This window comes from Ochrobactrum sp. SSR (genome assembly GCF_030067775.1).
Classification (GTDB): Bacteria; Pseudomonadota; Alphaproteobacteria; order Rhizobiales; family Rhizobiaceae; genus Brucella; species Brucella teleogrylli.
Genome location: NZ_CP125970.1, coordinates 216,246 through 228,407, shown reverse-complemented (window position 1 = coordinate 228,407; position 12,162 = coordinate 216,246). Strand labels below are relative to the sequence as shown.

Genomic DNA, 12,162 nt, shown 5'->3' with positions numbered 1-12,162 from the left:
GAAGCTATTGAAATTCAAATATTTAGACTGATTTCATTATCCTGCGGAGCGCCGGAAAGTGGTGCTGTCACCCTCCTGACCGTCATCGAATCCCCTGCCGGATATGGAGGTCACATCAATGCCATATTCCTTGAGCTTCCGGTAAAGCGTGGTCCTTCCGATGCCCAAACGACGCGCGACTTCACTGATTTGCCCGTCGTAATGTGCCAGCGCGAAGCGGATCATTTCTTCTTCGGCGGCGGCAAGGGTCCGCACTTCGCCATCGGCATTGGTGCCGCTGATGACACCGGGCGCGACCCTGCCGGATGCGATACTGGCATGCGTCGCCACCCTCGCGCCTGTCTGGGGCGCACCCGTCCAGCCGTCAACATTGCTCATCAGTTCGGCAAAATCCGCCATGGTCAGCTCGGAGGTCTCGCACAGCAAAACGGCGCGGAAAACCGCATTCTTCAACTCGCGCACATTGCCCGGCCAATCATAGACCCGCAACCGTTCCAGCACATGCGGCGCAATGCCGGTGATATGGCCGCGCCGCTCCTCGCTGGCAAAACGCATCGTGAAATGGTGCAGCAGGACCGGAATATCTTCCGAACGGTTGCGCAAGGCGGGAACCGGCAACATGAAAGACCCCAGCAACTGGCCAAGGCCCGGATGGAACCGCCCCGTATGCACCAGATCGCTCAACGGCTGCGTCGTGGAAGCCATAACGCGCGCATTGAACGGGTATTGAACGCCCGCCGCCTCGAACTGCCCCGTTTGCATGGCCGAATAGAGCCGCATCTGGGCATGACGCGGTAGGAACCCGACTTCATCCAGATAGAGCGTGCCGCCATCGGCACTCGCCAGCTTGCCGAAAACCCCCTCCGGCCCCGTGATCGCGGAACCGCCCATGCGTGGCTTTTCCGGCGCGCCGAACAGGATCTGGTCCACATTGTCCGTTGTCAGTGTGCGGCAATCGACGGTGATGAAAGTTTCGCGCCATCTCGCGCCAGCGCTGCAAATGGCGCGGGCCAGCGTTTCCTTGCCGCTGCCTGGTTCCCCATCGAGAAGAAGCGGCGCATCCAATGCGGCAGCGCGTCGTGCGGCGACCATCGCCCGCTCCATATCGGGGCTTCTGGCAATGATGTCGGAAAGCGGAAAATGTGTTCTGAGCGAACGGTTGCGCCGCACCTCGTGGGCGAGCGCATCAAGTTTCAGCGCATTTGAAATCGAAAGCTGGACGCGCTCAGGAACCACCGGCGTGGTCACGAAATCCACTGCACCAAGCTTCACCGCCTGCAAGGCCCTATTCAGGTCTTCGCCCTGAACCAGCACGATCACCGGTATGGTCACGCCCACATCGCGCATTTTGGCGAGAACGCTGAGACCATCCATGTCCGGCATGGCCATGTCGAGCAGGATCAGCGCAATATCCTTGCGCTGCGTCGCGAAACCAAGCGCGCCATTGCCCCCGTCAGCCAGGATCGTGCGATACCCCATGCGCTGGACCATCGCTTCAATATTGCGTCGGTGAATCGGATCATCATCCGCTATGAGAATGCGCGTGCCCATTAAAGCTTTAATCAACCTGTGGAGTTCCCGCGCCCGGACACATTAAACTGTTAAAAAATCAACAAAAGTTTACTGCTCCAGGCGCGCTATTTGGAGCCAAACCGCCAACAATTGCAAGACCTTAAAACAGTATCTGACGCTAGTTTCACAAAATTTTCGTCTAAAAAACACTCAATGCTTGAAGCGCCCAAAAAGTAATCGCGGAAGTTACTGACAATTTATTGGCTGCTTACATAACACCGGTTGTACCGCTGTGTTGCCCCTCTTGGCGATCCCGGCAAGACATGCGAGAAGAAGGCCAATAGGAGAATGCTTATGACCCGTTTTTCAGACTCTGCTTCGTTCAACGCACTTCTTCCCGTACCGGTTCTGGCCCCATCCGGCGATAGCGCCGCTACCGCAAAGGCCGATCTCGGCACACTGCCGGAATGGAACCTTGCCGATCTTTATCCCGCAGCCGACAGCCCGCAGCTGAAGGCCGACATCGAGAAAGCGATGAAGGATTCAGCCTCCTTCGAAGAACGCTGGAAGGGCAAGCTGGGTGCTGAAGCAGCCAAGGCCGATGGCGGCAATTTTGCCGATGCGATCAAGGAATTCGAAGCGCTGGACGAACTGATGGGGCGCATCGCCTCCTATGCCGGGCTCTATTATTACGGCGACACGACCGATCGGAAGCGCATGAAGCTTTTTGGCGATGTGCAGCAGAAGCTGACCGACGCCAGCACGCATCTCATTTTCTTCAGTCTCGAACTGAACCGCATCGATGATGCAATTCTCGACAAGGCCATGGATGCCAATGCGGCAATCGGCCATTATCGCCCGTGGCTGACCGATCTGCGTAAGGACAAGCCCTATCAGCTCGACGACAAGCTGGAACAGCTTTTCCACGAAAAGTCGATCACCGGTTTCGGCGCATGGAACCGCCTGTTTGATGAAACCATGTCGGGCCTGCGCTTCGAGATCGACAGCCAGGAACTCGCCATCGAACCGACGCTGAACATGTTGCAGGACGCTGATGGCGCGGTGCGCAAAAAGGCGTCCGAAGCGCTCGCCAAGACATTCGGCGCCAATCTGCGCACCTTCACGCTGATCACCAACACGCTGGCCAAGGACAAGGAAATTTCCGACCGCTGGCGCGGTTTTCAGGACATTGCCGACAGTCGCCACCTTGCAAACCGCGTGGAACGCGAGGTTGTGGATGCGCTCGCCAAGGCAGTCGAAGACGCCTATCCACGCCTTTCGCACCGCTATTATGCGCTGAAGGCCAAGTGGCTCGGCCTAGACAAGCTGGAAAACTGGGACCGCAACGCACCACTGCCGGAAACCCCGCAGGCCCTGATTTCGTGGGATGAAGCGCGCGATACCGTGCTTTCGGCCTATGGCAATTTTGCGCCGGAAATGGCCGCGATTGCCAAGGATTTCTTCGACAAGAACTGGATCGACGCGCCAGTGCGTCCCGGCAAGGCTCCGGGCGCTTTCGCCCATCCGACCGTGCCATCTGCGCATCCTTATGTTCTGCTCAACTATATGGGCAAGCCGCGCGATGTGATGACGCTTGCCCATGAACTGGGCCATGGCGTGCATCAGGTTTTGGCTGGTGGCCAGGGCGCGCTGATGGCCTCCACCCCGCTGACACTGGCCGAAACCGCTTCGGTCTTCGGCGAAATGCTGACCTTCCGTTCACTGCTGGAGCGGACGAAGGACAAGCGCGAACGCAAGGCCATGCTGGCCCAGAAGGCCGAAGACATGATCAATACGGTCGTGCGCCAGATCGCCTTCTACCAGTTCGAGCGCCGCATCCACACCGAGCGCCGCGAAGGCGAATTGACGTCGGAGCGCATCGGTGAAATCTGGATGGATGTGCAGCGCGAAAGCCTCGGCGAAGCGGTGCGGCTCAATCCGGGCTACGAGACGTTCTGGTCCTATATCCCGCATTTCATCCACTCGCCATTCTATGTCTATGCCTATGCTTTCGGCGATTGTCTGGTGAACTCGCTCTATGCCGTCTACCAGAATTCCGAAAAGGGCTTTCAGCAGAAATATTTCGACATGCTGAAAGCGGGCGGCACCAAGCATCACACGGAACTTCTGGCTCCGTTTGGTCTCGATGCCACCGACCCGAACTTCTGGAGCAAGGGCTTGTCGGTGATCGAAGGCATCATCGACGAACTCGAAGCCATGGAAGACTGAGGCGACAGTGACCCGAACGGGTAACAAACCGCTGATCCTGTTTCGGGACGATAAGGCGGGCCGCGACGTGCTTTTCGCGGCCCCATCGACCATCATCCGCGCCGACGAGCCGGATGAATTCGATGCCGCATGGGATGCCATGCAACACGCCCATGCGGATGGGAAATGGCTTGCGGGCTATCTTTCCTATGAGGCCGGCTATCTTCTTGAACCGAAGCTGAAGCCCCTCCTGCCGACCGGGCGCAAGGCCCCTATGCTGTGCTTCGGCGTCTTCGACGGGCCATCTGACGAAGTTTTGCATCATCGTGGCAATGATAATGCGACCTATCTGCGCGATCCTGTCGCCGAATGGACGCCAGCAGAATATAAAACGCGGTTCGACCGCCTGCACCGACACTTGCACGAAGGTGACTGCTATCAGGGCAACCTGACCTTTCCGGTTCATGCGGAATGGGGCGGTGATCCGCTGGTGCTGTTCAACGCGCTCGCCGCACGTCAGCCGGTTCGCTACGCGACCTATTGCGATCTCGGCGGTCCGACAGTCTTGTCGCGTTCGCCAGAGCTTTTCTTCGAGGTGGATGCCGATGGGTGGATCGAAACCCATCCCATGAAAGGCACCATGCCGCGCGGAGCGACGCCTGAGGAAGACGAGGCTAATCGCACCTTTCTGATGAACGATCCAAAAAACCAGGCGGAAAATCGCATGATCGTTGATCTGCTGCGCAACGACATATCGCTCATCAGCGAAGTCGGCACGCTGGAGGTGCCAGAACTTTTCCGGGTTGAAACTTACCCTACGGTTTACCAAATGATCAGTCGGGTACGAGCAAGGCTGAAAAGCGATATTCCCCTGCGGTCGCTATTTGCAGCCCTTTTCCCCTGCGGTTCGATTACCGGCGCGCCGAAAATCAGCGCCATGGAAATCCTGCGCAAGCTGGAACCCAACCCACGTGACATTTATTGCGGTTCGCTCGGCTGGATTGAGCCAAGCGGACGCATGCGTTTCAATGTCGCCATCCGCACGATCTCGCTTCTCGACGAAAATCGTGCAATCTTCAATGTCGGGGGCGGCGTGGTTTTCGATTCCACGGCGCAAGCGGAGTATGAGGAATGCCTTCTGAAAGCACGGTTCGCGACGGGGCAAAAACCGTCAGTGCGGAACCAGAATATCAGCTGATTGAAACCATGCGATGGGAGCCTCTGTCCGGGGTTCTGCGGCTGCAATTGCATCTGGCGCGACTGGAACAGTCCGCGCGCGAACTTGGTTTCTCCTGCAATATGGACGCCATCCGCCAGCAGATTGAAAATGCAGGCTCCGGTGACCACGCCCTGAAACTGCGCCTCACGCTGGCCCCGGATGGCGTCGCCAATGTTGCTGCCTTTAATTATGAGTCGCTGCCGCAGCAGACGACATGGCGCATAGCGATTGCACGCACCCGCCTCAAACATGACGACCCGCTGCTTCGGTACAAGACCACGTGCCGTCAGGCCTATATCGCCGCGCGTGAGGAATATTCTTCCGCAGAAGTGGACGAGGTCATCCTGCTGAATGACCGCGATGAGGTCTGCGAAGGCACCATCACGTCGATTTTCCTCGATATTGGCGGTACGACCTGTGTGACGCCTGCTCTATCCTGCGGGCTGCTGGATGGCGTTCTGCGCCGCGAGCTTTTGAACAACAGCGTGGTCTCTGAGGGGATAGTTTCCGTAGACGATCTCAAAAACGCGCGTAATATTCTCGTCGGCAATTCACTGCGCGGCATGATCCGCGCCAAGCTGATTGAAGGCTAAAATCCTAAAAAGCGTTAAACACGTCTGCATGTCATAGGGGTGTGACGTTTCTTTCTTTGTATGAAGTTGTGCTATCGTTCCGGTTTCAATCCTGCCGTCGAACGGTTACAGAGCAAAACGCCGCAATTTCTGCGGCTCACACAGAGGAAGAAAATGGCGAAAGCGAAATGGCAAGTCTATAGCGAGATCACCGGCCCCGTAATCATGATCGGCTTTGGGTCGATCGGGCGCGGTACCCTGCCGCTGATAGAACGCCATTTCAAATTCGACAAATCGCGGATGGTCGTGATCGACCCGAGCGAGAAAAACCGCAAGATCCTTGACGACAAGGGCATTCGTTTCGTCAAACAGGCGATCACCAAGGATAATTACGCAGAAGTGCTGGACCCGTTCCTGAAAGGTGCGGAAGGACAGGCTTTCGTCGTCAATCTGTCGGTCGATACCGGATCGGTCGATCTGATGCACTATAGCCGCAAGAACGGCGCGCTTTATATCGACACCGTGGTCGAGCCTTGGCTCGGCTTCTATTTCGATGACAAGATGGACAATGCCGCGCGCACCAATTATGCGCTGCGCGAAACCCTCCTGGCAGAAAAGCGCAAGAACCCCGGCGGCCCGACCGCCGTGTCGTGCTGCGGTGCCAATCCGGGCATGGTGTCGTGGTTCGTCAAGAAGGCGCTGGTCGATCTGGCGACGGAACTCAAGCTCGACTTCACCGAACCGGCGGCCGATGACCGCAATGGCTGGGCCAAGCTGATGAAAAAGGCTGGCGTGAAGGGCGTTCACATCGCGGAACGCGACACGCAGCGCGCAAAGGAACCGAAACCGTTCAACACGTTCTGGAATACGTGGTCCGTCGAAGGCTTCATTTCCGAAGGCTTACAGCCTGCCGAACTCGGCTGGGGCAGCCACGAAAAGTGGAAGCCGAAAAATGCACGCAAGCAGAAGAAGGGCACGAAGGCGGCAATTTTCCTTGAACAGCCCGGCGGCAATACGCGCATTCGCACCTGGTGCCCGACCCTCGGCGCGCAATTCGGCCTGCTGGTCACCCACAACGAGGCGATCTCCATCTCCGATTACTTCACCGTGCGGGATAAGAAGGGCAAACTCGATTACCGTCCGACCTGTCATTATGCCTATCATCCGAGCAATGACGCCATTCTCTCGCTCGACGAAATGTTCGGCGCGGGCGGCAAGGCCCAGCCCGTCCAGCATGTGCTGGAAGAGGCAGAAATTCTCGACGGTTCGGACGAACTGGGGGTCCTGCTTTATGGTCATGACAGGAACGCCTACTGGTATGGCTCGCAACTAACTGTCGAGGAAGCACGGAAGCTTGCGCCCTATCAAAATGCGACGGGCCTGCAGGTTTCGTCCGCCGTGCTGGCTGGAATGGTCTGGGCGCTGGAAAACCCGACAAGCGGTATCGTTGAAACTGACGAAATCGACTATCGCCGCTGCCTCGAAGTCCAGATGCAGTATCTTGGCCCCGTGAAAGGCTATTATACCGACTGGACGCCACTGGAAGGTCGCGGGCATCTGTTCGAGGAAGACCTCGACACCAAGGACCCATGGCAGTTCCGCAACGTGCTGGTGCGTTGATTCAATGAAGCCAAGGCCCGGCACCGACCGGGCCTTTGCGCCTCAGCGCATCCGAACGAAACTGATGTGATTTTCCAGACATGTCCGGTCAATTAAGGCGCATTGTGGCAGACCGCTTTCCCGATCTCGTAGCCCTGCTCAGCGGGCTGCTGATCCTGCCGTGGATTCTGGGCGTGCCGGGGCATCCGAGCCAGCTTGTGCAGACGGGATGGACAATCGGACTGGTCTCGATGGTTGTTTATCTGGCCCTCTACCAAACTGCCAAGTCCCTCGCAGCACGTCGCTCCGTCAAGAACAATTCCTCCCGCATCGCCCTTATCAGTCGCATGATGAAGTGGTCGGCGGGTCTGCTTGTCTTGCTGATGCTTGTATCTTTCGGGCTGATATTCACGGCATAAAGCCGGCATCTGCGCGGCGATTTTGCATCATTACCAATAAATTAACACATCTGGCGGCCAATCCTCACATTGGGGACTTGTTTTCGTGTAAATTTCGATTCATCACACGTCATTATCCCCATTTTGGAGAAAGCATGGACATGAAAAGCTTCCGCATCGTTGCCCCACTTGCCGTCATGTCGCTTGTGCTGGCGGCTTGCGAAACGACCGGACCGGTCGGCGGCAATGTTCCAACTGTCTCCCGCGCACCGAGTGGCATCGAAGGCAGCTGGGTCGATCCAAACGGCATTGTATCGTCGTTCAATGGCGGTATCTTCGAAACCCGCACCACCGACACCAACGAACGGCTCGCCGAAGGCAATTATCGCTATCAGTCGCCGCAGCTCGTTGAAATCGACATGCGCTCGATCGTGCGCGGCACCTCGTCCAAGGTCAATTGTGCTCTGGTTTCGCAAAACCAGCTCAACTGCACCTCGTCGGCAGGCTCGCGCTTCTCACTGTCCCGTCGCGCAACCAGCTAAAGCATTTCCAGCAAAAGTGCGTAGCGGTTTTGCGCAGGATAATGCGTAAAAACAAACAGATATAGCGGTTCCGAGATTCTGTTTTAACCGGAACCGCTTTAAAGCGAAACATAACATCTCTTCCCCTTCAAGCGGCGCGGGCTATGCTCGCGCCGCTTGAATTTTTTGTTGTCTGCAATTGTCAGGATTGTAATTTGTCGCTTTTTCTGGCCTTTGCTTACTGCGCGTTTCCCGCGTAAAACCGTTTCAAACTTTTGCTGGAAATGCTCTATTTTCCAGCGGGATAGGAGTCGGCTCATGAGTAAGATGGACACCGTGCAACAGAACCCAAACCAGCCCGCGCAGGCCAAACTGCCCAAAGTTGGGGTTCTGCTGGTCAATCTGGGGACGCCGGACGGCACGAGTTACGCCCCGATGCGGCGCTATCTTGCAGAGTTTCTGTCCGACCGCCGCGTGATCGAATGGTCGCGCCTGTTCTGGTATCCGATCCTTTACGGCATCGTGCTCAATACGCGTCCCAAGCGTTCCGGCAAGCTCTATGACCGCATCTGGAACCACGAGAAGAACGAGTCGCCGTTGCGCACTTATACGCGCGCGCAAGGTGAAAAGCTGGCAACCGCGCTCACCGACATTCCCAACGTCGTCGTAGACTGGGCGATGCGTTATGGCCAGCCATCCATTGAAAGCGTGACCGATCGCCTGCTGCAACAGGGCTGCGAGCGTATCGTCGTGTTCCCTCTCTATCCGCAATATTCGGCAACCACGACCGCGACGGTGAACGACAAGTTTTTCGAAGCGCTGATGAAAAAGCGCTTCATGCCCGCAATCCGCACCATTCCGTCTTATGAAACGGAACCGGTCTATATCGAAGCGCTGGCGCGCTCCATCGAAAGCCACCTCGCGACACTGTCCTTCAAGCCGGAAGTGATCCTCGCGTCCTATCACGGCATTCCGAAAAGCTATTCCGACAAGGGCGATCCTTATCGCGAACAATGTCTGGAAACCTCGCGCCTGTTGCGCATCCGGCTCGGCATGGATGAAAACCAGTTTCGTTCCACCTTCCAGTCCCGTTTTGGACCGGAGGAATGGCTCCAGCCATACACAGATGAAACCGTGGAAAATCTGGCGAAACAGGGCGTGAAATCCGTGGCTGTTCTCAATCCGGGCTTCGTTGTGGACTGCCTTGAGACGGTTGACGAGATCGGCAATGAAGCCGCACACCTTTTCCATGAAAACGGCGGCGAAAATTTCAGCCACATCCCTTGCCTCAATGACAGCGCAGAGGGCATGAAGGTCATCGAAACGATGGTACGGCGCGAGTTGCAGGGATGGATTTAGGGCAATAGGGCAGTAAGTGAGTAAGGCAGTATGTCTGAACTGTGGTAATTTCTATCCTACTGCCCTACTGCCTTATTGCCCTACTGCCATATAACGAGGGTTAGACAATGACAGGTTTCGACATCACGCTGCTCATTCTGGCTGCGCTGGTTCTGGCGACACTCTTCGCGGGCATCAAGACGGTGCCGCAGGGTTTCAACTATACGGTGGAACGGTTCGGCCGCTATACACGTACGCTCAATCCGGGCCTGAATCTGATTGTCCCGTTCTTCGACCGTATCGGCGCGCGCCTCAATATGATGGAGCAGGTGCTGGACGTGCCCACGCAGGAAGTCATCACTCGTGACAACGCCATTGTCGGCGTCGACGGCGTTGCCTTCTATCAGGTGCTGAACGCCGCGCAGGCCGCCTATCAGGTGGCCAACCTGCAATATGCGATCCTCAATCTCACCATGACCAACATTCGTACCGTTATGGGCTCAATGGATCTAGACGAATTGCTTTCCAACCGCGATGCGATCAATGATCGCCTGCTGCGTGTCGTTGACGAAGCAGCCCATCCATGGGGCATCAAGATGACCCGCGTGGAAATCAAGGATATCAATCCACCCGCAGATATCGTCACCTCGATGGCCCGCCAGATGAAGGCGGAGCGTGACAAGCGCGCACAGGTTCTGGAAGCCGAAGGCGACCGCAATGCCCAGATCCTGCGCGCTGAGGGACAGAAGCAGTCGCAAATTCTCGAAGCCGAGGGCAAGCTGGAAGCAGCCAAGCGCGAAGCGGAAGCCCGCGAGCGTCTCGCCGAAGCCGAAGCCAAGGCCACGACGCTGGTGTCGGACGCTGTCGCCAACGGCAATGTGCAGGCGCTCAATTACTTCGTGGCGCAGAAATACACCGAAGCGCTCAGCAATATCGCCAGCGCCAAGAACCAGAAGGTCGTGCTGATGCCGCTGGAAGCAAGCTCGCTGATTGGTTCGCTCGGCGGGATCGGGGCCATTGCGCGGGAAGTGTTCGGCGACGGCAACAAGCCCGTTGACCCGACACCGCCATCGCCGGGCATTTCGCGCGCGCGCAGCGTTCCGCCGACCGGTCGCGGCTAAATCAGGGGTGGAGCGCCATGATTATCGAATTTCTGTCCGAACTTGGCATCTGGAGCTGGCTGGTCCTCGGGCTGGTCCTGCTCATTCTCGAAATTCTGGCGCCCGGCATTTTCTTCATCTGGTTCGGCCTCGCCGCACTGGTGACAGGGGGGATGGCTTTTCTCCTGTCATCGACCAGCGCTTTTGGCTGGCAGGTCCAACTGGTCGTCTTTCTTGTTTTGGCCGTGGTGTTCGCGCTGGCAGGACGCCGTTTCTTTGGCTCGAAGAGCGAAAATCTGGACGAGCCTCTGCTCAACCGGCGCGGCGAACAGCTGGTTGGTCAGCGCACCACACTGACCGAGCCCATCATCAATGGGCGCGGACGCATTCGCATCAACGATACGACATGGCGTGTGAAAGGGCCGGACCTGCCCGCAGGTACTGAAGTTCGCGTCGTGGCCTTCGATGCAGTGACGCTGGAGATAGAGGTAGCTGTTTAGGGGAATAGGGGAATAGGGGAATAGGGGAATGGGTCAGTATGTTATGCGCTGGTCGTCAACCTACTCCCTTACTCCCCTACTCCCTTAATCAGACAGCCCCAATCCGCAGCAGATCGTGGAAATGCACGAGACCGACCGGGCGGTTGTTCTCGACCACGATCAGTGCGCCGATGTGGTTTTCGTTGATCGTGTTGAGTGCAGCAGTGGCCAGCATGTTCTGATCGACCGTCTTCGGCTTGCGGGTCATGATGTCATCGACCGCCAGTTCCGACAGATTGCGGTGCAGATTGCGCGAAATATCGCCGTCCGTGACGATACCGGCCAGTTCGCCGCTCTCATCGACCACAACCACGCAACCGAAACTCTTTTGCGCCAGCACTTTCATCGCGGCTGGCATGGCCGTTCCAGCGGCTACCAGCGGAATGCGCTCTCCGCGATGCATGATATCGCGGATATGGATGAGGCTCGCACCCAGCGAACCACCCGGATGGAAGGTCTTGAAATCGCTCGGTGTAAACCCGCGTGCTTCCAGAAGCGCAATCGCCAGCGCATCGCCGATGGCGAGCTGCATAATGGTTGAAGTGGTTGGCGCCAGCCCGTGCGGGCAGGCTTCTGCCGTCTTGGGCAACTGGAGCACGACAGTTGCAGCGCGACCGAGTGCGGAATCCTCACGCGAGGTGATTGCAATCAGCGGAATGCGGAAACGCTGCGAATAATTGACGATGCCCTTCAGTTCGGCCGTTTCGCCGGACCACGAGATCGCCAGAATCACATCGTCACGACCTATCATGCCGAGATCGCCGTGATTGGCCTCCGCCGAATGCACGAAGAAAGCAGCCGTGCCCGTCGAGGCAAATGAGGCGGCAAGCTTGACGCCGATATGGCCGCTCTTGCCGACGCCGGTAACGACCAGACGCCCCTTGGCGGTGGCGATCTGTTTTACCGCTTGTGCGAAGGGACCGGACAAACCATTGCGCAGCGCTTCTTCAAGCGCGGCAAGTCCTTCGTTTTCGGTTCGAATGGTCCGGAGCGCCGAAGCGATGGCCGCTTCCGCACCCGTCGAAATCTGGGTTTGATCGAGCTTTTCCATGGCGCAAAGCGTTAGCCTCTTCGCTGCCCGTTGTCCAAGCTTTTATTACCCACAAATGATTGCTTTCGTTGCGCAACATCGCCGATGGCAACCAAGAATTAACCA

Annotated in this window: 11 protein-coding genes; 9 read left to right on the top strand and 2 right to left on the bottom strand. The window is 57.2% G+C overall.

The window, feature by feature from the left end:
* Positions 1-36: 36 nt before the first annotated feature.
* A complete protein-coding gene (locus tag QLQ11_RS12585) occupies positions 37-1,551 on the bottom strand; it encodes a sigma-54 dependent transcriptional regulator (RefSeq protein WP_109367714.1) in 1,515 nt (504 codons plus the stop codon).
* A 315-nt stretch (positions 1,552-1,866) separates the two neighbouring features.
* Between QLQ11_RS12585 and QLQ11_RS12580 the strand changes: the two genes are divergently transcribed.
* The 9 genes from QLQ11_RS12580 to QLQ11_RS12540 all read left to right on the top strand — a co-directional run bounded on the left by QLQ11_RS12580 (position 1,867) and on the right by QLQ11_RS12540 (position 10,967).
* The gene (locus tag QLQ11_RS12580) at positions 1,867-3,741 is read left to right on the top strand and encodes a M3 family oligoendopeptidase (RefSeq protein WP_181376052.1); all 1,875 of its coding nucleotides are present in this window, start codon (positions 1,867-1,869) and stop codon (positions 3,739-3,741) included.
* A gap of 7 nt (positions 3,742-3,748) precedes the next feature.
* Entirely contained in the window at positions 3,749-4,918 is a 1,170-nt protein-coding gene (locus QLQ11_RS12575; protein ID WP_109367715.1) for an aminodeoxychorismate synthase component I, read from the top strand.
* Positions 4,852-5,532, top strand: a complete 681-nt coding sequence (locus QLQ11_RS12570) for an aminotransferase class IV family protein (protein ID WP_124916262.1) — start codon at positions 4,852-4,854, stop codon at positions 5,530-5,532. Before QLQ11_RS12575 ends, QLQ11_RS12570 begins: the two co-directional genes overlap by 67 nt.
* Positions 5,533-5,685: 153 nt before the next feature.
* The gene (locus QLQ11_RS12565) at positions 5,686-7,131 is read left to right on the top strand and encodes a homospermidine synthase (protein ID WP_109367716.1); all 1,446 of its coding nucleotides are present in this window, start codon (positions 5,686-5,688) and stop codon (positions 7,129-7,131) included.
* Positions 7,132-7,211: 80 nt separating this feature from the next.
* On the top strand, positions 7,212-7,529 hold the full coding sequence (locus QLQ11_RS12560; protein ID WP_109367717.1) for a hypothetical protein: 318 nt from the start codon (positions 7,212-7,214) through the stop codon (positions 7,527-7,529).
* Between the two features lie 140 nt (positions 7,530-7,669).
* Positions 7,670-8,050, top strand: coding sequence for an outer membrane lipoprotein Omp10 (gene omp10 / locus QLQ11_RS12555; protein WP_109368022.1), 381 nt, complete (start codon positions 7,670-7,672; stop codon positions 8,048-8,050).
* A 297-nt stretch (positions 8,051-8,347) separates the two neighbouring features.
* Entirely contained in the window at positions 8,348-9,388 is a 1,041-nt protein-coding gene (hemH, locus tag QLQ11_RS12550; protein ID WP_124916260.1) for a ferrochelatase, read from the top strand.
* A 107-nt stretch (positions 9,389-9,495) separates the two neighbouring features.
* Positions 9,496-10,488 carry an SPFH domain-containing protein gene (locus QLQ11_RS12545; protein ID WP_109367719.1) on the top strand — a complete coding sequence of 331 codons (993 nt, stop codon included), beginning with the start codon at positions 9,496-9,498 and terminating at the stop codon, positions 10,486-10,488.
* Between the two features lie 17 nt (positions 10,489-10,505).
* A complete protein-coding gene (locus QLQ11_RS12540; protein WP_109367720.1) occupies positions 10,506-10,967 on the top strand; it encodes an NfeD family protein in 462 nt (153 codons plus the stop codon).
* Positions 10,968-11,055: 88 nt separating this feature from the next.
* Here QLQ11_RS12540 and QLQ11_RS12535 read toward each other — a convergent pair whose 3' ends face one another.
* Positions 11,056-12,057: an SIS domain-containing protein gene (locus QLQ11_RS12535; RefSeq protein ID WP_109367721.1), complete on the bottom strand. Its 1,002-nt coding sequence runs from the start codon at positions 12,055-12,057 to the stop codon at positions 11,056-11,058.
* Positions 12,058-12,162 lie beyond the last annotated feature (105 nt).

Coding starts and splice junctions, on each gene's coding strand:
- QLQ11_RS12585 (WP_109367714.1), bottom strand. CDS start 1,551: ATGGGCACGCGCATTCTCATAGCGGATGATGATCCGATTCACCGACGC.
- QLQ11_RS12580 (WP_181376052.1), top strand. CDS start 1,867: ATGACCCGTTTTTCAGACTCTGCTTCGTTCAACGCACTTCTTCCCGTA.
- QLQ11_RS12570 (WP_124916262.1), top strand. CDS start 4,852: ATGCCTTCTGAAAGCACGGTTCGCGACGGGGCAAAAACCGTCAGTGCG.
- QLQ11_RS12565 (WP_109367716.1), top strand. CDS start 5,686: ATGGCGAAAGCGAAATGGCAAGTCTATAGCGAGATCACCGGCCCCGTA.
- QLQ11_RS12560 (WP_109367717.1), top strand. CDS start 7,212: ATGTCCGGTCAATTAAGGCGCATTGTGGCAGACCGCTTTCCCGATCTC.
- omp10 (WP_109368022.1), top strand. CDS start 7,670: ATGAAAAGCTTCCGCATCGTTGCCCCACTTGCCGTCATGTCGCTTGTG.
- hemH (WP_124916260.1), top strand. CDS start 8,348: ATGAGTAAGATGGACACCGTGCAACAGAACCCAAACCAGCCCGCGCAG.
- QLQ11_RS12545 (WP_109367719.1), top strand. CDS start 9,496: ATGACAGGTTTCGACATCACGCTGCTCATTCTGGCTGCGCTGGTTCTG.
- QLQ11_RS12540 (WP_109367720.1), top strand. CDS start 10,506: ATGATTATCGAATTTCTGTCCGAACTTGGCATCTGGAGCTGGCTGGTC.
- QLQ11_RS12535 (WP_109367721.1), bottom strand. CDS start 12,057: ATGGAAAAGCTCGATCAAACCCAGATTTCGACGGGTGCGGAAGCGGCC.